Source organism: Solibacillus sp. R5-41, assembly GCF_002736105.1.
In the GTDB taxonomy this organism is placed as follows: domain Bacteria; phylum Bacillota; class Bacilli; order Bacillales_A; family Planococcaceae; genus Solibacillus.
Window position 1 is genome coordinate 4,035,803 of sequence record NZ_CP024123.1, and the last position, 21,245, is coordinate 4,057,047.

Here is a 21,245-nt window from a genome sequence, read left to right on the forward strand (position 1 = left end):
CTGAATCAAAATGGCATTTTCACATAAACATTACGCTCTAATGAGAATTAAAATAAACACAAATACGGCAGCCATCTTGTTCTTGAACAGGGATGTCCATATCATAAATTTGCTTTAATGCAGAAGAATTAATGATTTCGTTTGTTGGACCATCTTTGACAATACGTCCATCTTTTAAAGCCACAATACGGTCGGAATAAACCGATGCGAAGTTAATATCATGCAATACGATAATAACCGTTTTCCCTAACTCATCTACAAGCTTACGTAAAATTTTCATAATTTGAACCGAGTGCTTCATATCTAAGTTATTTAAAGGCTCATCTAATAGCACATATTCTGTATCTTGTGCGATGACCATTGCAATGAAAGCACGCTGACGTTGACCACCAGAAAGCTCATCTAAAAACTTGTCACTCATGTCCACTAAGTTCATATACTCCATCGCACGGTCTATATGCCCATTATCTTCTGCTGTAAGACGACCACGTGAATAGGGGAAACGCCCAAATGACACAAGCTCACGAATCGTTAAACGTACATTCATAAAATTTGATTGCTTTAAGATCGATACACGTTTTGCAAATTCCTCGGATTTCATTTTACGTACATCTGCTGTATCCAGTAATATTTCACCTGTATCTGCATCTAATAAACGACTCACCATCGAAAGTAGCGTCGATTTTCCAGCACCATTTGGCCCGATGAATGATGTAATTTTACCTGTTTCTATCGTTACATGTACATCTTCTACAACGGCTTTTTTACCGAAGTATTTGCTTAATCCTTTTACTTGAATCATCCTGCTGACCTACTCTCTTTTAATAGTAAATAAATAAAGTAAATGCCACCAATGAAGTTAATAATAACACTCAATGTTGTACTAAATTCGAATAGATGCTCGACAATAAATTGCCCACCGACTAATGCAATAATACTAATTAAACTTGCCCCCACTATAAGCACCGAATGCTTGTACGTTGCAAAAAATTGATACGCTAAGTTGGCAACAATTAATCCAAAGAATAGGATTGGACCTACAAGCGCTGTAGATGTTGCAATTAATACAGAAGATAAAATAAGTACATTCATCACAATACGATCATAGTTAATGCCCAGGTTAATTGCTGTATCGCGACCTAAAGACATAACATCTAACTTATTTAATATCGTATACCCATATATAAAGGCAATCGCTAAAATACCCGCTGCTACCCATACAAGGTCACCATTAACGTTATTAAAGCTTGCAAACATTTTATTTTGCAGACTTGTATATTCATTCGGATCAATAACAACTTGCATAAATGTCGTCACGCTACCAAGTAATGTTCCTAAAATCATTCCGATAAGTAATAAAAAATAAATTGGCTGCTTATCTGCTCTAAATAAGAAACGATATAAAATCAGTGCGAATAATACCATCGCTCCAATTGAAATTACAAAGTTAAAATATTTATTTAATACTAATATAGAAGAAGATCCTAAGAAGAAATAAATACATGTTTGCACAACCATATACATTGAATCTAAGCCCATGACAGAAGGCGTTAAAATTCGGTTATGTGTAATCGTCTGGAATACAACGGTTGAATACGCAATAGCTACACCGGTTACAATCATTGCCAAGACGCGAATCATTCGACGTGGAAACGCATAGTCAAAGCTACCTTTAATATCATATAAACCATAAAGAGCGATACAACCGATTGCCACAATCGCTAAAATGGCTAATTTCAATCCTGTTTTACGCATATGAACGCCCCCTAAACAACATGATTAAGAAAATCACGCCGCCGATTACACCGACTGTTAAGTTAATAGGGATTTCATATGGATATATTAAAATTCGACCAACGATATCACATGCCAATAGGAATAATGCACCTAGTACTGCTGTATGCGGTAATGTTTTCTTTAAATTATCCCCTTTATAAATCGATACGATGTTTGGAATAATTAATCCGACAAACGGAATTAAACCGACTGTTAGAATAACTGTTGTTGAAATAAGTGCTACTAAAATGAGCCCCAAATTTACAACAAGGTTATAACGAACACCTAAGTTTTTCGCAAAGTCCTCTCCCATACCTGCAACTGTAAAACGATTTGCATAAAGATACGTTATGATAATAACAGGGACGCTTAAATATAATAATTCATAGTTTCCTTTAATAACTAATGTAAAGCTCCCCATTAAAAAGGCTGAAACGTTTTGTAAAATGTCTGCCTTATAAGCAAAAAACGTCGTCATGGAAGAAATAATATTTCCAAACATTATCCCTACAAGGGGGATAAAAATTGCATCTTTAAACTTAATTCGGTTTAACAATTGCATGAATAGCATTGTACCTAATAATGCAAAAATAAAGGCTAGCACAACTTTTTCAGATTGTGTCCCACCTGTATAAATCATCGCAATTAACACACCAAATTTTGCCGCATCATCTGTTCCTGCAGTTGTTGGAGATACAAATTTATTTCTACTTAAAGATTGCATGATTAAACCAGCTATACTCATGCCGACACCCGCTAATATGATTGCAATCAAGCGCGGTATACGGCTAATTAAGAAGACTTCTGTCTCTTCTGATGTAAAATCAAGCAAATCAAGTGGTGTAATGTCCTTGGCACCTAGAAATAACGAAATGAATGATAGAACAACAGTAGCGACAATCAAATACCATAATCTCATGTCATTCTCCTGTTTTCCTTCTTTTTTTAATGACTCTCATTGAAAATGATTATCATCTTTATCTGTTTCAATTATAGCTAGGTAGTACTAGAAAATCAAACAGTCCTTAATAACTTTTCTTCATTTGTTATGGATTAGCACAGACGAAAGGACTTATTCAAGAAATCTACTGTATTTTCGATTGTTTTAGAGAATTCAAGGTTTATAAGAATGGAGATTATTTTTTGAAGGATTAATGTACTTTCTTTTAGGGGGATTCTTATAAGGAATCTAATAAGTTATTTGCTTATTTTGACTTGCTAAGCACAGGAGCCGCACAGCTTTGTTGTTACAAATCTGTACGGCCTGTCACTACTATATTCTAAATACGTTTTTCTCAGTGCAATATTTTTCAATTGCTTGCTCGTTTACTTTATAGCCGAGACCTGTTGTGCTTGGTACTGTTATGTAGCCATCTTCTACTATAACTTCAGGTAATATAATATCCTCATACCAATAACGTTCAGAAGCGGCTGTATCTCCAGGCATTGTGAAGTTGGATAAACTTGTGAGTGCGACATTTTGTGCCCTTCCAATCCCCGCTTCAAGCATGCCGCCACACCATACAGGTAAGCCATGTTCACTGCATAAATCATGGATGCGCTTTGCTTCGCTTATTCCGCCAACTCGTGCAATTTTAATGTTGATTACGCCGCAGCTCCCTAACTGAATAGCCTTGCGTGCATCTTCATAAGAAGTAATGCTTTCATCTAAGCAAATCGGTGTTTGAATTTGCTGCTGTAACGTTGCATGATCAATTAAGTCATCGTGGGCAAGCGGCTGTTCAATCATCATTAATTGAAATTCATCGAGTTGCTTTAATAATTCGATGTCCTCTAGTGTATAAGATGAATTCGCATCGGCCATTAATGGCACAGTTGGAAAGGCATCTCGAATCGTTCGAATTAACGCTATATCTTTCCCAGGTTTGATTTTGACCTTTATTCGTTTATAGCCTTGCTCTAAAAAATCACGAATGGTTTCGATTAATTGCTCATTTGTTGGTTGCAATCCAATGCTAATGCCTACCTCAATTTTTTCCGTAATGCCCCCAAGTGCTTTAGCTAGTGTTTGATTTGTTAGCTGAGCATAAATATCCCACACCGCACCTTCAATAGCCGCTTTTGCCATGTTGTTACGACGAATTGGACGAAATAGTTCATATACCTCATCTGGATGCGCTAATTGTTGCCCTAATAATCGCGGAATTAAAAAGTCCTCTAACATATGTAATGATGTTTTTAGTGTTTCTTCTGTATAAGAAGGTTCTTCAAATGCCACCCCTTCCCCCCAGCCAATTGCACCAGTTTCGTCCTTTGCCTTAATGACTATAAAACGCTTATTCTGCATTGTTCCAAGACTCGTTGTGAATGGAGTTTTCATACACATTTCAAGCTGATAAATTATAACTTCAACCAATTTCATCTCATTTCTCTCCTTTATGCCAACACGATGTTGGTCACTCAGGCGTTGCCACAGGACGTGACGGGTTTAGCCTTTGTTCCCTTCCTTTAGCCAGAGCTCCACTGTACATCGAGCATTTGATCACCCAATGAAAAAATTCAAAACACCGTATCCATCTCACCATCTACAGAGATGAGAGTTTTCTTCTGAACGAAAATAACAATCCGTGGAGAATGAAACCGCCCCACGGATTGAATTTTTTCCTTATTATAGAGCAAATAGAGATCGCTTTACGAGTAAATAATGACCGATATGCTCATTGTATTTTGATAAGTGAATAATTTTATAGCCTTGATCGAACATCGCTTGTAAAATATGGCGTGTTTTATAGCGCCAATCTTCTGCAAGTGCTGGACTTTCAACTTTTATTTTTTGGAAATGCGTAGGAATCGGTAATGTATAGGAATCCTTTATAAAAGCTTCCTGCTGCATAAATTGCTGTTCTTTATCAAGCATCGGCAAGCCATCTGTACTGAGTGACCACTCCACTACAGGCACTGCCTCCTCTAATAATTCCTCGACTTTTGTATCCCAACGTAAATAATCATTATCTACAAGTTGCCACTCAACAAAAAGTCGATCTGTTGGTAAAAGGCGGTTAAACGGGTCTTCCATTTCTCCGTAACAATTTGGTATATACGTGTCGCTATAACCACGTAGCTTTGTAAAGTTTAAATACCCACTACGCCCTTCAAGCGGGTCAAATGTCCAACGGCAATTTCGATACCCTCGTGCTATAGCAAGATCCTTTAAATAAATTTTCATGAGCTCGCCTACACCTTGCTCGCGATAATTTCGTTTGATTCCAATCATATGTGAATACAAATATACTTTCTCTTCCATGAAGCCAGGGCAACTAAAGTTGAAGCCGATTAGTTCATCGTTAAGATAAGCGCCTAATACAATCCCGCCATTTCGAATTGTGGCAAGCGTTTGATGCATCGGAATACTGCCAACTGCCCAAATATCATGCTCTAAATTTCTCGCCTCTTCAATTTGTTCAATCGTTGTTAATTCCTTTACAATTACTGATTCTAACATAATGTCCACCTTCCCCATTCTTCACTTTTTTTCATGCGAGTAAAGCTGTTTGTGCTAAAATCTTTGCACCCATAATTAGGCGATTTGCATTCAATAATGCCTTGGGAGGATGGAAATTTAGGAAGAAAAGACTTTCCCTACTTCCTCAATAATCGCTTGCACGAATCGTTCTTGTGCGTCAACACTTACCTCAGCAACAACAATCACTGCTGTTTCTACAATTTTAATTTCACATTGTGTAAGCGCTCAACATTCGCAACACGGGGGAATCATCCCGATGATTGAATATTCACTTTATACCATTATATACCACACTCACTCTTTTACAGTACATAACTTTTTTATTTCATTATATATCGCTCGTATTTTTGATAATCCGCGTCCTGCACTTCAACTGTGAGCAAAGTTCCTTCTTCTTCATAAGCAGTTTCTAAAATCGCCGCATGCTCATTTAAATATGAGACGACAGTACCTTGATCATACGGAATGAGCATTTTACACGTTTTATAATCTGCAAAAACTTGCGTGCGAATCAACTGTACGAGCTCATCTAAACCAACGTCCTCTTTTGCTGAAATCCAAATATTATCACCACTTACGAGCGGATATTCTAAATTAGCTAAATCCGACTTATTATATACATAAAGTGTTGGCACATCTTCAACTCCAACGGCTTTTAACGTATCATTTGTCACATCCATCATAAAACGGTATTCTTCGTTCGAAACATCGACGACGTGTAAAAGTAAATCCGCATCCCGTGCTTCTTCTAATGTCGAACGGAAAGCCTTCACTAAATGGTGAGGAAGTTTACTAACAAACCCGACTGTATCTGTTAATAAAAAGGATTTATTATCCGCAAGCTCAATTTGACGAACAGAAGTTTCAAGCGTTGCAAATAGCATATCTTTTTCAAATACTTGCTTCGTTTCATCTTGGCCAATCTTAGTAAGGAGCTGATTCATAATTGTCGACTTTCCTGCGTTCGTATAACCTACAATTGAAACAACAGGTATCGCATTTTTTCGGCGCTGCTTACGCTGTGTTTCTCGTTGCTCTTTTACCACTTCTAAGTCTCGTTTTATTTTTGCAATTTGGTCCTCGATTTTACGACGATCGAGCTCGAGCTTCGTTTCACCAGCACCACGGTTTTTAAAGCCCCCGCCCGTTCCTCCACCTTGACGTGATAACGAAGCATGTAGCCCAACTAAACGCGGCAGCATATATTGTAATTGAGCTAGCTCGACTTGTAACTGTGCCTCACGCGTTTTGGCACGTCTTCCAAAAATATCTAAAATAAGCATTGTACGGTCAATTACTTTACATGCCAAATCGCGCTCTAAATTTCGAATTTGAGATGGTGAAAGCTCATCATTAAAAATAATAATATTCGCATCTGCTTCTTCAAAAAATGCTTTAATTTCTTCAATTTTACCTGTCCCCACATAATGCGATGGTGTGACACGTTCCAAGTTTTGCGTGACCCTACCAACCACTTCAACATTTAAGGCATCTGCTAAATTGGCGAGTTCCTCCATTGAATAATCAAAATGATCATCCTTTTGTAAATTTACGCCTACTAATATGCCCTTTTCTACTAAAGTTTCAACGTCTTTCATTGAATTCACTATGTTGCCTCCTCACGCGTTAAAAACGACTCTTTATTTGTTTTTATCGTAACATACAATCAAAAAACCTGTACAATCGCATCAAAAAGATTCTATATGATAAAATAGAAGGAACACTATAAGAGCTGTTTATACATACTAAGTAGAAAAAACAGCTACCTAAGAAAAGGCGGTAACTATGGAATTCCAACAAATGAAGGAGCAACTCATTACGCTCTTTAACTCAAAATCACTCGTACAGGCAACGATTAGTCAGCCTCGCCAAAAATCCAATGAACTTAAGCGTATCCGACTAAAACCAGTCGAATTACGTGGCGCTTACATGATTCAGCTTGAATATCAGTATGAGCGTATTTTAAAGCACGAAAACATCCTACTCGAAAATTTACAGCAGCAACTTGATCAATTATTTGAGCAGTTTCGTCAAATGCATGCTGAGTTTTCAGAGCAAACCGTTCAAATTCAGCTTTCGAAAAAAAATAAAGTCCTTTGGAAGTCGGATCAAGCTTCATCAACAAAACAAATCAATTTATCACATAACCGAAAAAAACAGTATTTACTTGATGAATCACACCTTTATCCGTTTTTAGTGCGTCTAGGTGTTCAATCAGAGGATGGGCAAATTAAAAAACAAAAATACGATAAATTTAAGCAAATTAATCGTTTTGTTGAATTTATTGATGACTCCCTTGCCCATTTACCAAAAGATCGTCAAATCCGCATTTTAGATTTTGGTTCAGGAAAGTCCTATTTAACGTTTGCCCTTTATCATTATTTAAAAATCGAAAAAGGATTCAATATTCGTGTTACAGGGCTCGATTTGAAAAAAGAAGTAATCGAGGAATGTAATCGGATTGCACAAGATTTGCACTATGAAGATTTAGAGTTCCAAGTTGGGGACATCAATGATTATAACGACGAAACTTCTGTAGATATGGTCGTTACTCTGCATGCCTGTGATGTTGCGACGGATATGGCTTTAGCGCGTGCTGTCAAATGGGGCGCAAAAGTTATTTTAAGTGTTCCTTGCTGTCAACATGAGCTGAATCGTCAATTACATGTTTCTGAATTAAATATTATGACGCAGCACGGTCTAATCAAAGAACGTTTTGCTGCACTTGCTACCGACTCAATCCGTGCTGAAATTTTATCGCTCGTTGGCTATGAAACGCAGTTATTGGAATTTATTGATATGGAAAATACACCTAAAAACATTTTAATTCGAGCGTATTTCACCGGTAAGGTACCTACACATGGACAACGAAAAAAATATGATGAATTTGTACAATTTTTAAAAGCAACACCGTTTTTAGAAAATGAACTCCGGGATTTTCTTAACTAAGTGGTGATTTCCCTGAAATTTGTTAAGAAATGCTAAGCACCTCTTTTTAAACGTTTAATTTATGCTATGCTCATTTGTTACAAAATTGTAAAGATTCGTTCGCTTGAAGTAATTCTTGTGTCGAAATTGCAAAGATTTTGTTATGATTAGTGAGTAATTTTTTAGATACGATCAATAATATATATTCAGGAGGCATTCCATGTTTAGTCCAAAAAAACAAGATCCATTCTTTTCAGCCCTTCATAAAATTGCTGAAAACATGCGCCAAGCTGTCCATTACGCGAATGATTTTCGCATTGAAACAGTCTCTGATTTAAAAGAAATTAGCGTCCGCATGAAGCAATATGAAACAGCTGGTGATAAATTAATTCATGAACTAATCGTCATGCTTAATAAATCATTTATGACACCTATTGAACGGGAAGACATTTTAGCGCTAGCGATTCGCATGGATGATATTTTAGATGGCACTGAAGGCACGATTGCGCACTTTGAAATGTTTTCATTAGTAGAGATAGATGAATCAATGCGTAATTTCCTAAGCTATATTGTCAAATCAGCTGATGAAATCGTCAAAGCAATGGATTTACTAAATAAGAAGGATCTTGTAGGAATGCGTCAGCATGCGATTCTTATTAAAGATTACGAACGCGAATGCGATGAAGTATTACGCTCATCAATTAAGCAATTGTTTTTAAATGAAAAAGATCCAATCCGTTTAATTAAATTTAAAGATATTTATGAACAACTAGAAGAAATTGCTGACTATTGTCAAACAGTAGCCAACACGATTGAAACTATCATTATGCGCAATGCATAATATTTGGGAGTCCTTATATTGAATACACTTTTAATCATTACAGTTTTAGTCGTAATATGTGCTTTAGCATTCGACTTTATTAATGGTTTCCATGATACAGCAAATGCAATTGCTACTTCCGTTTCAACACGTGCATTGCCACCGCGTGTTGCCGTTTTAATGGCGGCGGTTATGAATTTCTTAGGAGCCATTACATTTGTTGGTGTAGCAAAAGCGATTGCATCAGACATCGTTGATCCATTTGCTTTATCGACGCCTGAGGCACCACTTATTGGCTCGGTCGTTATTTTAGCAGCTTTACTTTCCGCTATCACTTGGAATTTAGTCACATGGTACTTCGGCATCCCATCCAGTTCATCGCATACACTAATTGGTTCGATAGCTGGTGCTGCAGTTGCTGCCTCAGGATTTGGCGTTTTAAATTACAGTGGCTTTAGTAAAATTATTATCGCTTTACTTGTTTCACCAATCATTGCAATTGTTACTGGTTATTTAATGATGTCCTTGTTCAAATTTTTATTTAAAGATTTAAACCTTTATAAAACAAACAAAAGATTCCGCATTATGCAAATTTTCACAGCAGCCATTCAATCCTTTACACACGGTACAAATGATGCGCAAAAAGCAATGGGTATTATTACTATGGCCTTAATTGCTGCAAACTGGCAAACGACTGATGATGTACAAGGCTGGGTGCGTTTAGCCTGTGCGATAGCAATGGGGTTAGGTACTTCTATTGGTGGTTATAAAATCATTAAAACAGTAGGCGGTAAGATAATGAAGATTCGCCCTGTAAACGGTGCAGCGGCAGACCTTTCTTCTGCTTCGATTATTTTCAGTGCAACATTAATTCATCTTCCCGTTTCAACTACACATGTTATTTCATCTGCGATCATGGGTGTTGGTGCCGCTCAAAATGTAAAGGGCGTTAACTGGGGAATTGCTCGTAAAATTGTAACAACATGGATTATAACAATGCCGATTTCTGCTGTCATGTCGGCAGTTATTTACTCCGTACTAAATCTATTCTTTTAACTTACAATATTGAGCCCTATATAAAAAACATTCCGAAAAATCTCCATTCGGAATGTTTTTTTATTTTTCAAAAATCCACAAAATTTTTCTACTCTCTCTATTACTGTTATACTTCATAACATCCATTTTCGGAAAGAATCTGTTATTACTATCTTGTTCTTTTGAAATAATTTACATCAATTTTTACATTCCCACTTAAAATCTATTACACTAGTAGTATGAGAAATAGAAAGGCGGAATATTTATGAAGCAACTCGCACATTTCATCACGAAATTTGCAAAGCCAATTATAGTCATTTGGATTCTTTTCTTTATGATAATGATTTACTTTGCCATTCAACTTCCTACTAAATTGCAAGGTGATGGCTTTTTTGTAGATGATGAACATATTCGTGTGACCGAAGAGCTTTCAGAAACATTCGATATCCCTGCTAAAACAATCTTTGTGCTATTTAAAAATAAAACAGATGCAGAAATCGAAAGTATGTTACAAAAGCTTGAGAAAATTGATCAAATGCAATCGATAACCTCTCCAATCGGAGTGGAGGAACTTAATCAAGACAGCTATGCCTATGCATTGCTCGAATTTGATAATACGATTGACGATTACTTCCCAATTATTGACGAGATTCGTACCGTTATTGGCGATGAAAAGGGAATTTCCATTACCGGGGAGCCTGTCATTTCAAAAGACATTAATGTAGCCAGCCAAAATGATTTAATTAAGGCCGAAGCAATAGGCATTCCGATCGCATTAATTGTTTTACTACTTGCATTTGGTACGGTTGTTGCTTCACTTTTACCGATTTTTATTGGTGGGGCTACGGTAATCATTGCACTTGGCATACTTACATTATTAGGCGATACGTTTAATCTTTCCATTTTTGTATTGAATATTGTACCGATGCTTGGTTTGGCACTTTCCATTGATTTTGCCTTACTATTCATTAACCGCTATCGTGAAGAACGTGTGAATTTTTCAGTCGTTCAATCCGTACAAACGGCTATTCAAACAGCTGGACGCTCCATTATCTTTTCCGCGCTCTGTGTCATGATTGGCCTAGGTGCAATGGTCGTCATTGAAGTAGAAATTTTCCAAAACATCGCACTCGGAGGCACAATTGTCGTATTTTTAGCTGTGCTATCTGGTTTAACTTTACTGCCAGCAAGCATTGTCTTGATAGGTGACCGACTAAACAAGGGTCAAATTTTGCGCATTAAATCAACTACTTCCCGTTGGCAAAGCTTTGCGGCATTTGTTATGAAACGTCCCGTGCTTATTATTTTTGTAGCTATTGGACTTTTAGGCATCGCGATGGTACCAATTAAAGATATTGATTTAACGATTCCTTCAACGGATTCCTTGCCAGCCTCGTATGATGCAAGACAAACATATGACACACTAAATAAACAATTTGGCATAGGCTCTGAAACACCCGTTTTTTTACTAGCTGAAAACGATTCCGATTGGGATTCTACTGAAGGTCGTGAAAAGATTTTTGAAATTCAAGAAAAATTGCTCGCGGATCCACTTGTAAAAAGTGTCACTTCAATGTTTACAGTCGCGAATATGGATTCAGTTGATATGTGGGAAATGGCCAATAGTAATCCACAGGCACCGGGCGCACTGGATCCAATCGCTGAAAAATTTGTCCAGCATAATAAAATGTATTTAGTTGCTTATTTAACAGCGGACGGTGCCTCCTCAGAGGCGCAGCAATTTGTCCGCGAATGGTCTAAAAAGGATGTAGGTGTGGAAATTGGGATAGCGGGGCATTCGAAGTTCAGTCAAGAAATCTTTGATGAAATTTCAAATAAAATTATTCTTGCTTTAACAATCATTATTACTTCTACATTTATTATTTTACTGTTTGCTTTCCGTTCCATTTTAATTCCATTGAAGGCCATCATTATGAACATTATTGGACTTGGCTCTACATTTGGACTTCTCGTATACATTTTCCAATACGGTCATTTTGGCTTATCAGAAGGAACGATTGTACTCATCATTCCCGTAATCGTATTTTGTCTCGTATTTGGACTAAGTATGGACTATGAAGTTTTCTTAATTTCGCGTATTCAAGAAGAATATTTAAAAGGCTCTAGCAATACAAAAGCAACAGTGGACGGACTTGTTTCAACGAGTAAAATTATTACGTCTGCAGCGTTAATTATGATTGTTATTACAGGCGCATTTGCTTTCACAGATGTTATGCCGGTTAAGCAAATTGGTGTCGGAATTGCCATTGCCGTTGCGATTGATGCAACCATTATCCGTCTCATGCTCGTACCAAGCTTTATGAAACTATTTGGCGACTGGAACTGGTGGCTACCATTTACGAAAAATAAGAAATAACGAACAAAAGGCAGAAACGTTGATTGAACAACATTTCTGCCTTTTACGTTAACTAATTTTAATTAGCTGCTCATAATGGTGGATAGCTGATTTTGTATAGCTTGGCTCTTTTGTTTCATCGTCTTGCTTTTCTATTTTTTTCTTTGGTTCCCATAACATATAAAAAGCTAGAATGACGATTACAATAACAACCGATGCAATAATAATTGTCCCGATAATAACGGTCGCCATTTTTTTACCTGAAACTTCTTTTGATGTTTCTGCTTGTGCCATACTTTATCCCCTCACTTTTTTATTTTGAAGGACGGAATCCCTCTTCACGTAAATAGGCTACCGCATCCTCACGCGTTCCAAATGATTCTTCCAAATTGCGCTGATGATAAATATTCCATGAACGATTATTAAATTCCAGCTCTAGTTTCGTTCCTTCACGAGAAGCCCAAATTTCAATAACTGGCGAATCATCGATTTCCTCTGATAAATAGTCAATTGCGTCTGTAAGAATTGCGCGTAATGCCGCCTCACTATAATCACGAATATTCACAAGTCCTTTGTCATTGGCTTCCTTTTCGTATTTCAATAAATCCCCGATAAAGACAAAACCGTTGCCGTTCGGGTGAAGCTTCTCTACCACTATAGATTTTTCATATAAACTTGCTTCAAAGTGATAATTTAAACGCTTTAACGAAATTTCTTTTTTCGTTAGCGTTGGAAATGTTTCGATGATGGCTTGCTTTTGTTCAAATGTTAGCATTGTTTGCTCCTTTAATGTTTCATTCTCAATTATTAAGTATAACGTGTTCGTCGTAAATAAAAAAGAGAAGCCCACGTTTGTCACACAGGCTCCACATTTATCAATTATGCCTTGGCATAATTGTGTCCGGATTCGGCTTTGTGCAAGCACAAAGTCGAATCCGTGACATCCGCCGGAGGCTTAATTTCTTTCAGCGGATATTTACACTCCCTCTGGAAGAAATTACACAGTTTTTGTTGCTGCTTCTTTAATCTTTTTACGCTCGTGATAAATATTTTGCACGATAACTTTAATGACTGCATACGTCGGAATGGCTACTAAAATCCCAATAAAGCCCGCAATATTTCCCGCAGCAAGCACTAAAGAAATAACCGTTAGCGGATGAATATCCAATGATTTCCCCATAATATTCGGGGTAATTAAATTGCTTTCAACTTGCTGAGCAATTAATGTAATAACACTTACCCATACGACCAACATCGGATCCTGAATGAGCGCCACAATAACAGCTGGTACAAGCGATATCCATGGACCAATAAACGGAATCATATTCATGAAAAATGAAAAAATCGCGAGTAATATGGAATACTCTAAATCAATAATGAGGTATCCAATGAACATCATTAAAGCGAGCAAAAAACTAACGAGTACTTGTCCTTGTACATAACTTCTTAATACTTTATCAATATCTTCCAATAGCTTTTTTAACCATGTACGACGCTCACCCGAAAACACATTATAAATTTGTGGCGCAAACTTCTCATGATCCTTCAACATAAAAATAAAGAAGAACGGTACTAATATTAATGTAAACGTCGCTGAAACCGCACCGCTTACAATCGTCACAAGATATTTACTACTCACAACCGCAATATTTTGAATGGAGCTCGTAATCGTTTCTACAAACTCCCCAATTTGAGGTGGTAGGTATTCCCAATTATTTAATACATAATTGATTGCCTCTTCTGTTTGATAAGCAATCGTTGGTGCATTTTCTACAAGATTATTTACTTGGTCCGCAACGGGTGTGCCAACTAATAATAATAGCCCTGTTAATACGCCAATTAGAAGGAGAACAATCGTCGTTAAACTTCCCCACCTCGGCATCCCTCGTTTTTCTAAAAATCTTTGCAATGGTTCTGTCACATAGTAAAGTACACCACCGAGCAGTAGCGGAATTAAAATCGTCTTAAATATAATGATAATTGGATTAAAAATGGGATGGATTTCAATGAAGTATTTTACAATTAATAGCATAATGAGTATCCCAACGCCCACTTGGAACCATAATTTTCTCGTCATAATCTCACTTTCTCCCTTTCACTAAATTCTTCTTAGGTAGTTATGTCTAAGAATGCCACAAAGTGGGACGAATTACAAAAATCCGCTCAAATAATTTGAGCGGACTCTTTATTTTTATAATTTTTTATCGTCTACCGAATTTAAATAGTCTTCAATTGTTTCAATAACTGATTCTACACAGCCCTCTTCAAATGGTGAGATCAATCCCGCTTCACGTACAAGACCTGTAAATGATTGTGAACCACCTAGGCTGCATAAATTCGCATAATCTTTCCATGCGGCATCAAAATCTTCACGTGAACGTTTCCAAAATTGGAAGGCACAAATTTGCGCTAATGTGTAATCAATATAATAGAATGGGCTATTGTAAATATGCTGCTGACGTTGCCACATAGCACCCGATTCTAAATACGCATGGCTATCATATTTACGATGCGGTAAATACTTCTGTTCAATTTCTTTCCATGCCGCATTACGCTCTGCTGGTGTCATTTCTGGATGTTCATAAACAACATGTTGGAATTCATCCACCGCAACCCCATAAGGTAAAAATAATAAGCCGCTACTTAAATGCGTGAATTTATATTTTTCTGTTTGATGCTCAAAGAATAATTCCATCCACGGCCATGTGAAAAATTCCATACTCATTGAATGAATTTCACAAGACTCATACGTTGGCCATAAATATTCTGGAATGCCAATATCACGGCTTGAATATACCTGGAAAGCATGCCCAGCTTCATGTGTTAAAACATCGATATCTCCAGATGTTCCGTTGAAGTTTGAGAAAATATAAGGCGCTTTATAATCCTCGATAAATGTACAATAACCGCCACCTTCTTTTCCTTTTTTCGCAACTAAATCCATTAAATCATGGTCAATCATAAAGTTGAAAAATTCCCCTGTTTCATTCGAAAGTTCCTCATACATCTTTTTACCATTCGCTACAATCCAGTCTGCATCCCCTTGAGGCGTAGCATTCCCTGTTAAAAATGATAAGCCTTCATCGTAAAACTTAAAGTCATCTACTCCAATACGCTCTGCTTGACGCTCGTATAGCTTCGTAGCAATTGGCACAATGAATTGGCGCACTTGCTCTCGGAAATTGGCTACCATGCTTGCATCATAATCAATACGATTCATGTTCACGTAACCTAATTCCACATAGTTTTTAAAGCCTAGCTTTGTCGCAATTTCGTGACGTAGCTTTACTAATTGATCGTAAATTGAGTCAAACTGCTCTTTATTGCCTGCAAAGTAGTCCGCGCTTGCTTCACGTGCAGCTTTACGCATACTGCGATCTGTTGATTCTCCGTAAGGCCCTAACTGTGCCAGCGTTAATGTTTGCCCATCAAATTCAATTTGCGCAGAGGCCACAAGCTTGCTATATTCAGAAGTTAATTTGTTTTCCTTTTGTAATAGCTCGATCACTTCTGGCGAGAAACCTTTTAATAAATTTTCAGCTAGTGCAAATAATTGCGTGCCCCATTTCTCTTCTAACTGCTCGCGAAATGGTGATTTTACTAGTTCCGTATAATAGTTAAAAGTTAGCTCCTCTGCTACGGGGCTTACCTCGTCAAAAAAATCTCGTTCTGCTTGATAAAAAGCATCGTTCGTATCAACCGACGCGCGAATATAAACAAGATTTGCCATCGTTGAAAATCCGTTTCGCATGTTATTAAAGTTTTCAATCACTACGCTTTGTTCTTCTACTGTTGATGCCGCTTTAAACTGTTCGATTAACGCCGCTGAATCCTTTTTCATCTCATCCAGATTTGGACGTTTATATTCAAAATTTTCAAATGTATTCATCATGTCACCCCATTAATTTATTCGGAATCCGAAATCACCTTAATTATTCATTATTAATCTAATAATTGCAAATATTTTCTTGTATAACTTTATCCTACAAGGTGAATCGCCATCCTTCCACCCCTCATCCTATCGAAACTGTATTATTCCCCTCTAGTATGTATCATTTGCAATACAATAGATTTTTCCCTACGGAAGCTGAATTTTTCTATTAATTTGACAAATTACAAATTAGTATATCTTAGTTATATTTACAAAACTATATAAAAAATCACACTACACTTTTCCGAGACTTATGTTATTGCTCAACCGTGATTGAAAATGTAATATCTAAAAAAAAATCCAGAAGCATGTAAATACACTTCCGGATTTTTAGGAGTATTTTCTTATTCGCCTAAATCGGCGTTGTGGTAAACACGTTGCACATCTTCTAACTCTTCTAACGCATCGACCATTTTTTCAAATTTTGTTAAGTCATCGCCCGCTAATTCTACTTCTGTCATTGGTAACATTGTCAATTCAGCAACGGCGAATTCTTCCACACCCGCTGCTTTAAAGGCTTCTTGTGTTGCATGGAATTGATCCGGCTCTGTATACACAATAATCGTACCTTCTTCATCTATAATATCGCGCGCATCTAAATCGGCTTCCATTAAGATTTCTAGTACCTCATCTTCTGATTTACCTTCTACTCCAAATACAGCTGTTGCTTGGAACATATGAGCTGCAGAACCACTGACACCCATATTTCCTCCGTTTTTACCGAATGCCGCGCGTACTTCAGAAGCTGTACGGTTAACGTTATTCGTTAATGCATCAACGATTACCATTGTACCGCCTACACCAAAGCCTTCATAACGCAGCTCGTCAAATTGCTCTTCGCCGCCACCTTTTGCTTTATCAATCGCTTTTTCAATAATATGTTTCGGTACAGAATACGTTTTTGCACGCTCTAATACTGTTTTTAGTGCGCGGTTTGATTCTGGATTTGGCTCACCCGATTTTGCTGCTACATAAATTTCGCGACCAAATTTAGCGTTGATACGACTTGTTGCTGCGTCTTTACCTGCTTTTTTTTCTTTAATGTTATTCCATTTACGGCCCACATTATTCACTCTCTTCCTTAATATATAAAGTAACGTTTCCCTTTTTGAAAACAGTTAACCAACTACGCCTTGGCGTAATTGCGTCCAGATTTTTCGAGCACGCTCGAAAAGCTCCCCTTAAAAATCTATGACAACCACCGAGGCATTAACTTGATTCAGCTGGAGTTTGAACCCCTACCGAATTTAGTGCATATTGCAATCATCCCACACTTATTGTGGAAGAAGACTTCTGCTGAAGCAAGGTAAAATATTATTTATACTTATTATTATACATAAAGAGTAAAAAAAGATAAATTACTACGCAAAAATTTATCTACGTTCAACAGAAAATTCCAACTTTTATGGTGAATGGGATATTCGTATTAATCATAAGAAAAAACACTCTCTAAATTGAGAGTGCTCATGCATGTTTGGCTTTTAATTCATTAGTTAAACGTTCTAGCTCAGCTTCTAAATGACGGATTGATTCTTCACGTCCTTCTTTACCACCTTCAACAGAAAATGGTTTCCCGTAAACGAGATAGCCCTTTTCACGCTTAAATACTGCTTTCACATTTTTCGGACCAATGTAAGCTGCTGGGACAATTTGTGCTTTTGCAAGCTGTGCAATCGTCACTGCGCCCGCTTTTAATTCCGTATTTTCTGAGCTACGTGTGCCACTCGGGAAAATACCTACAATCTTACCGTCCTTAATTAACTGGCGCGGTACTTTAATAACACTTGGACCTGGATTTTCACGATCTACCGGAAAAGCATTTAACTTTGTAATGAGCCAGCCTAACCCTTTAATATCGAAAAGCTGCTTTTTTGCCATAAAATGAATTTCACGAGGCAATACTGATATTCCTAAATTACATATATCAATATAGCCATTATGTGTACAGGCAATAACAAATCCGCCTTCTTTTGGTACATTTTCAAGGCCATAAACTTTAGCTTTTGCTCCATTGACACCTAAAATTGCTTTGATAATACTTGCGATAAATTTATACACGTTCGAATCCTACCTTATATTTATTCTCCCACTATTGTAAGCGAAAAATGACCTTTAATACAATGTCTACTTTTTTGGCGTCGTCTTTACAATCGCATCTACTAAAGTAGGGAGCCAATCCTTTAACTCGCTAAATGTGAAACCGGCTTGCTGTGCTTTTTCCGTTGTCATATACCATGTTGCAGGAATCGCATATGGAGAACGAATTTCTTCTGTTCCAAGCAGCGCTATTTTCGCACGTTCGCCTGTTGTTTCTTCAATGAGTTCAATTAATCGTTTTAATGAAATGCTCCCATTCGCCGTTGCATTGATTGGTCCTTCTATATCATTCAATCCAACCCAAGCTAAAAATTTTGCTGCTTCGGACGCTTGAATAAATGACATTTCAGCATCCATATTCACAAAGCCAATTGGTTCATTATTTACAATACGCTCAATATGGAAATGTAGGCGTCTCGTATAATCATCTTCCCCCATGACAATCGGGAAACGTACAGCTGCAACAGGGAATTTTGCATGTTTATAAAAAACAGCCTCTGCTAATCGCTTGCCTTCCCCATAAGTAAAGTCTGCTGTATCTCCCATAACGATTTCATAGTGATACGGATCAAAATCCCCTTCAGCATGCGGCTTTCCATTTGCTTCATACGTCGAAAGTGTCGAAGTAAATACGAGCTTGCCAATCGAGCCGTTAAATATATTACAAAATGCCTTCGCTTCATTCGGTGAATAGCAAATATTATCGTAAACAACATCAAAGTGGCGACCTGCTACAGCAGCTTTGAACGCATCTTCATCTTGGCGATCTACTTGCAAATGCTCGACCTTGTCACCAAATGGGTTTTTAGAAACACCTCTCGTCACAATCGTTACTTGATGATTTTGTTTCAATAATTCCTCCACTAATTTCTTACCAAAAAATCGTGTGCCACCGAGTACTAAAATCTTTTTCATCATCTATTCCCCCATGCCAATTAATAAATCGAAATCAATCGTAATTTCATTAAGCTGAATATTCTCTTTCTGTTCAATATGCCAGCCCATTGGTGTCATTTCAAGCAATTTGGATACAAGCTCTTCTTTTAAGGGCATCGTATACGTAATTCTTTTGACTACAGTATTTGCAAAGCTTTCCTTAAAGCGAGCGACCGTTTGTTCATTCGTATAGCTTTCTTTCGTAGAATCCGCAAAAGCTTGCATACGCAATTCTTTTAAGTAATTTTTCTGTGGGACAATTTTAAGTACTTTACCACCTGGCTTTAAGAGCCGTTTAAACTCCTCATAATTTGCTGGTGAGAGGATATTTAAAATGGCATCGAACGACTGTGCGTTGTAAGGGCTATTTGCTAAATCACCAACACACCATATTTCATCTGTATAGTATTTCCCCGCTGCCATAATGCCTTCTTTTGCGATATCAATGCCGACACCTGTTGCCTGTTCAAGCTGCTGACAAATTCGATGTAGGTGAGAGCCTTCCCCGCAACCCGTATCCAAAATAATTGGGGTAGGCGCTGTAATTTCCTCAGCAAGGGCTTTTTGTACCATATTATACAATCCACTTTCAATGACTGCATGGCGTGAATCAAAAAGCGCTTTGCTATACATCGAATTGACTGGGCGATGCAATAAGTTAATATATCCTTGCTTTGCTACATCAAATGAATGATTATTTGGGCAACTCATTTTTCCTTCTTTACTCATCGCCATTTGTTGTTTACAAATAGGACAGGCAAATAGTTGAATTTGTTGATTAATTTGTTGAATCGTTAATTCTCGTTTTGATAATAGACCCATGATAAATTCTCCTTAATACTTGTTCGATTTTATCGTACCATAATCCTGGACATTACCAAAAATTCAAACGAAAAAAACCATCACTTATAAATTGTCTTGAAGGACCGTAAGTGATGGCTATTAACTATGTTTGTAATTCTACTATTTCACTCGCTGTTACAAATTCATAATCTTGATTGATTAAATAGTTAATGACCGCATCTAAAGACTCCGCCGTTTCACTATGAATATCATGCATTAATATAATTCCGTTGTCTTTTGCTTGCTCTTTTACGTAAGCAACGGTTTTCTCTGGTGTACGATGTTTCCAATCCATTGTATCAACACTCCACATGACGGCTTCCATTGATGTTTGGCTGCGCACACTAGCATTAGTCGCTCCATATGGTGGGCGATACATGTTCGGATATTTTCCTGTTACTTTGTAAATTGCTTCATTCGTTTTAGTTAGCTCTTCTGTAATTTGTTCATCTGAGAGCTTCGTAAAATTGGCATGGCTCCAGGAATGGTTGGCTATTTCATGACCTTGTTCTGCCGCTCGACTTACGACTTGTGGGTGTTTTTCAACATTTTGTCCGAGTACAAAAAAGGTTGCCTTTATATCATACTGAAGAAGCACTGCTAATATTTGCTCCGTCACTTCTGGATGAGGGCCATCATCAAATGTCAGCGCTATTTTCTTCTTTTCACGATCAACTTCATCTGGATTTTTTTGCGGCTCTTCCATTTCCTTTTTTTCGATAACATCAGTTGGGTTGCGATATTCCTTCAGCTCATAGAAGGGAATCCGTGCTACTTCACTTTGACGGATTGCTATTTGTTTCGCATCAATAGTATCTGCTGAGTCGTTTAAAAATGCGAGAAATGCAAGCTGTTGGGTTAAGCTTGGATGTGTGAGATTTAGTGCATTTCCCTGCGGTTGCGGGCTTGCTTCTATGTCTATTTGTAGAAAAACTACAAACATTAATCCGAGCATCGCAACAAATGCCCCAATTTTTTTACTCATTTTTGACCTCCGAATATGTATTACCCATTAGACGTATCAAGAGGTCAAAAAGTT

The 21,245-nt window shown here is 37.3% G+C and carries 19 protein-coding genes; 4 read left to right on the forward strand and 15 right to left on the reverse strand.

Features of this window, described 5'->3' with window-relative positions:
- Positions 1-37 precede the first annotated feature (37 nt).
- The 6 genes from CSE16_RS19935 to hflX all read right to left on the reverse strand — a co-directional run bounded on the left by CSE16_RS19935 (position 38) and on the right by hflX (position 6,858).
- A complete protein-coding gene (locus CSE16_RS19935) occupies positions 38-802 on the reverse strand; it encodes an iron ABC transporter ATP-binding protein (protein ID WP_099425483.1) in 765 nt (254 codons plus the stop codon).
- Positions 799-1,755 (reverse strand): iron chelate uptake ABC transporter family permease subunit, encoded by a 957-nt coding sequence (locus CSE16_RS19940; RefSeq protein ID WP_099425484.1) that lies wholly within the window; start codon positions 1,753-1,755, stop codon positions 799-801. The genes CSE16_RS19935 and CSE16_RS19940 overlap by 4 nt, the downstream gene beginning before the upstream one ends.
- Positions 1,748-2,695 (reverse strand): ABC transporter permease, encoded by a 948-nt coding sequence (locus CSE16_RS19945; protein WP_099425485.1) that lies wholly within the window; start codon positions 2,693-2,695, stop codon positions 1,748-1,750. The genes CSE16_RS19940 and CSE16_RS19945 overlap by 8 nt, the downstream gene beginning before the upstream one ends.
- Before the next feature lie 354 nt (positions 2,696-3,049).
- Positions 3,050-4,159, reverse strand: coding sequence for an o-succinylbenzoate synthase (gene menC / locus CSE16_RS19950; RefSeq protein WP_099425486.1), 1,110 nt, complete (start codon positions 4,157-4,159; stop codon positions 3,050-3,052).
- Positions 4,160-4,405: 246 nt separating this feature from the next.
- Positions 4,406-5,239, reverse strand: coding sequence for a GNAT family N-acetyltransferase (locus CSE16_RS19955; RefSeq protein WP_099425487.1), 834 nt, complete (start codon positions 5,237-5,239; stop codon positions 4,406-4,408).
- Between the two features lie 341 nt (positions 5,240-5,580).
- Positions 5,581-6,858 carry a GTPase HflX gene (gene hflX / locus CSE16_RS19960; protein ID WP_099425895.1) on the reverse strand — a complete coding sequence of 426 codons (1,278 nt, stop codon included), beginning with the start codon at positions 6,856-6,858 and terminating at the stop codon, positions 5,581-5,583.
- A gap of 187 nt (positions 6,859-7,045) precedes the next feature.
- Between hflX and CSE16_RS19965 the strand changes: the two genes are divergently transcribed.
- The 4 genes from CSE16_RS19965 (at position 7,046) to CSE16_RS19980 (ending at position 12,420) form a co-directional block, all read left to right on the forward strand.
- Positions 7,046-8,209, forward strand: coding sequence for a class I SAM-dependent methyltransferase (locus tag CSE16_RS19965; RefSeq protein ID WP_099425488.1), 1,164 nt, complete (start codon positions 7,046-7,048; stop codon positions 8,207-8,209).
- Between the two features lie 199 nt (positions 8,210-8,408).
- On the forward strand, positions 8,409-9,029 hold the full coding sequence (locus CSE16_RS19970; protein ID WP_099425489.1) for a DUF47 domain-containing protein: 621 nt from the start codon (positions 8,409-8,411) through the stop codon (positions 9,027-9,029).
- 18 nt (positions 9,030-9,047) lie between these two features.
- Positions 9,048-10,064: an inorganic phosphate transporter gene (locus CSE16_RS19975; RefSeq protein ID WP_099425490.1), complete on the forward strand. Its 1,017-nt coding sequence runs from the start codon at positions 9,048-9,050 to the stop codon at positions 10,062-10,064.
- A 244-nt stretch (positions 10,065-10,308) separates the two neighbouring features.
- Positions 10,309-12,420, forward strand: a complete 2,112-nt coding sequence (locus CSE16_RS19980; protein WP_099425491.1) for an MMPL family transporter — start codon at positions 10,309-10,311, stop codon at positions 12,418-12,420.
- A gap of 48 nt (positions 12,421-12,468) precedes the next feature.
- Here CSE16_RS19980 and CSE16_RS19985 read toward each other — a convergent pair whose 3' ends face one another.
- The 9 genes from CSE16_RS19985 to CSE16_RS20025 form a co-directional block, all read right to left on the reverse strand.
- Positions 12,469-12,693: a hypothetical protein gene (locus tag CSE16_RS19985; RefSeq protein ID WP_099425492.1), complete on the reverse strand. Its 225-nt coding sequence runs from the start codon at positions 12,691-12,693 to the stop codon at positions 12,469-12,471.
- Positions 12,694-12,712: 19 nt separating this feature from the next.
- Positions 12,713-13,174: a hypothetical protein gene (locus tag CSE16_RS19990; protein ID WP_099425896.1), complete on the reverse strand. Its 462-nt coding sequence runs from the start codon at positions 13,172-13,174 to the stop codon at positions 12,713-12,715.
- A gap of 222 nt (positions 13,175-13,396) precedes the next feature.
- Complete coding sequence (locus CSE16_RS19995; protein ID WP_099425493.1) at positions 13,397-14,476, reverse strand: AI-2E family transporter; 1,080 nt, start codon at positions 14,474-14,476, stop codon at positions 13,397-13,399.
- Between the two features lie 114 nt (positions 14,477-14,590).
- A complete protein-coding gene (locus CSE16_RS20000) occupies positions 14,591-16,288 on the reverse strand; it encodes a M3 family oligoendopeptidase (RefSeq protein WP_099425494.1) in 1,698 nt (565 codons plus the stop codon).
- 386 nt (positions 16,289-16,674) lie between these two features.
- Positions 16,675-17,394 carry a YebC/PmpR family DNA-binding transcriptional regulator gene (locus CSE16_RS20005; RefSeq protein WP_099425495.1) on the reverse strand — a complete coding sequence of 240 codons (720 nt, stop codon included), beginning with the start codon at positions 17,392-17,394 and terminating at the stop codon, positions 16,675-16,677.
- Between the two features lie 400 nt (positions 17,395-17,794).
- The gene (locus CSE16_RS20010; RefSeq protein WP_099425496.1) at positions 17,795-18,388 is read right to left on the reverse strand and encodes a lysophospholipid acyltransferase family protein; all 594 of its coding nucleotides are present in this window, start codon (positions 18,386-18,388) and stop codon (positions 17,795-17,797) included.
- A 66-nt stretch (positions 18,389-18,454) separates the two neighbouring features.
- Entirely contained in the window at positions 18,455-19,342 is an 888-nt protein-coding gene (locus tag CSE16_RS20015) for an NAD-dependent epimerase/dehydratase family protein (RefSeq protein ID WP_099425897.1), read from the reverse strand.
- 3 nt (positions 19,343-19,345) lie between these two features.
- Positions 19,346-20,185 carry a putative RNA methyltransferase gene (locus CSE16_RS20020; protein ID WP_099425497.1) on the reverse strand — a complete coding sequence of 280 codons (840 nt, stop codon included), beginning with the start codon at positions 20,183-20,185 and terminating at the stop codon, positions 19,346-19,348.
- 124 nt (positions 20,186-20,309) lie between these two features.
- Positions 20,310-21,191, reverse strand: coding sequence for a polysaccharide deacetylase family protein (locus CSE16_RS20025; RefSeq protein ID WP_099425498.1), 882 nt, complete (start codon positions 21,189-21,191; stop codon positions 20,310-20,312).
- Between the last annotated feature and the right edge of the window lie 54 nt (positions 21,192-21,245).

Bases quoted from the DNA above. Each gene is read 5' to 3' on its own strand.
- CSE16_RS19935 (WP_099425483.1), bottom strand. From the start codon at position 802: ATGATTCAAGTAAAAGGATTAAGCAAATACTTCGGTAAAAAAGCCGTT.
- CSE16_RS19940 (WP_099425484.1), bottom strand. From the start codon at position 1,755: ATGCGTAAAACAGGATTGAAATTAGCCATTTTAGCGATTGTGGCAATC.
- CSE16_RS19945 (WP_099425485.1), bottom strand. From the start codon at position 2,695: ATGAGATTATGGTATTTGATTGTCGCTACTGTTGTTCTATCATTCATT.
- menC (WP_099425486.1), bottom strand. From the start codon at position 4,159: ATGAAATTGGTTGAAGTTATAATTTATCAGCTTGAAATGTGTATGAAA.
- CSE16_RS19955 (WP_099425487.1), bottom strand. From the start codon at position 5,239: ATGTTAGAATCAGTAATTGTAAAGGAATTAACAACGATTGAACAAATT.
- hflX (WP_099425895.1), bottom strand. From the start codon at position 6,858: ATGAAAGACGTTGAAACTTTAGTAGAAAAGGGCATATTAGTAGGCGTA.
- CSE16_RS19965 (WP_099425488.1), top strand. From the start codon at position 7,046: ATGGAATTCCAACAAATGAAGGAGCAACTCATTACGCTCTTTAACTCA.
- CSE16_RS19970 (WP_099425489.1), top strand. From the start codon at position 8,409: ATGTTTAGTCCAAAAAAACAAGATCCATTCTTTTCAGCCCTTCATAAA.
- CSE16_RS19980 (WP_099425491.1), top strand. From the start codon at position 10,309: ATGAAGCAACTCGCACATTTCATCACGAAATTTGCAAAGCCAATTATA.
- CSE16_RS19985 (WP_099425492.1), bottom strand. From the start codon at position 12,693: ATGGCACAAGCAGAAACATCAAAAGAAGTTTCAGGTAAAAAAATGGCG.
- CSE16_RS19990 (WP_099425896.1), bottom strand. From the start codon at position 13,174: ATGCTAACATTTGAACAAAAGCAAGCCATCATCGAAACATTTCCAACG.
- CSE16_RS19995 (WP_099425493.1), bottom strand. From the start codon at position 14,476: ATGACGAGAAAATTATGGTTCCAAGTGGGCGTTGGGATACTCATTATG.
- CSE16_RS20000 (WP_099425494.1), bottom strand. From the start codon at position 16,288: ATGAATACATTTGAAAATTTTGAATATAAACGTCCAAATCTGGATGAG.
- CSE16_RS20015 (WP_099425897.1), bottom strand. From the start codon at position 19,342: ATGAAAAAGATTTTAGTACTCGGTGGCACACGATTTTTTGGTAAGAAA.
- CSE16_RS20020 (WP_099425497.1), bottom strand. From the start codon at position 20,185: ATGGGTCTATTATCAAAACGAGAATTAACGATTCAACAAATTAATCAA.
- CSE16_RS20025 (WP_099425498.1), bottom strand. From the start codon at position 21,191: ATGAGTAAAAAAATTGGGGCATTTGTTGCGATGCTCGGATTAATGTTT.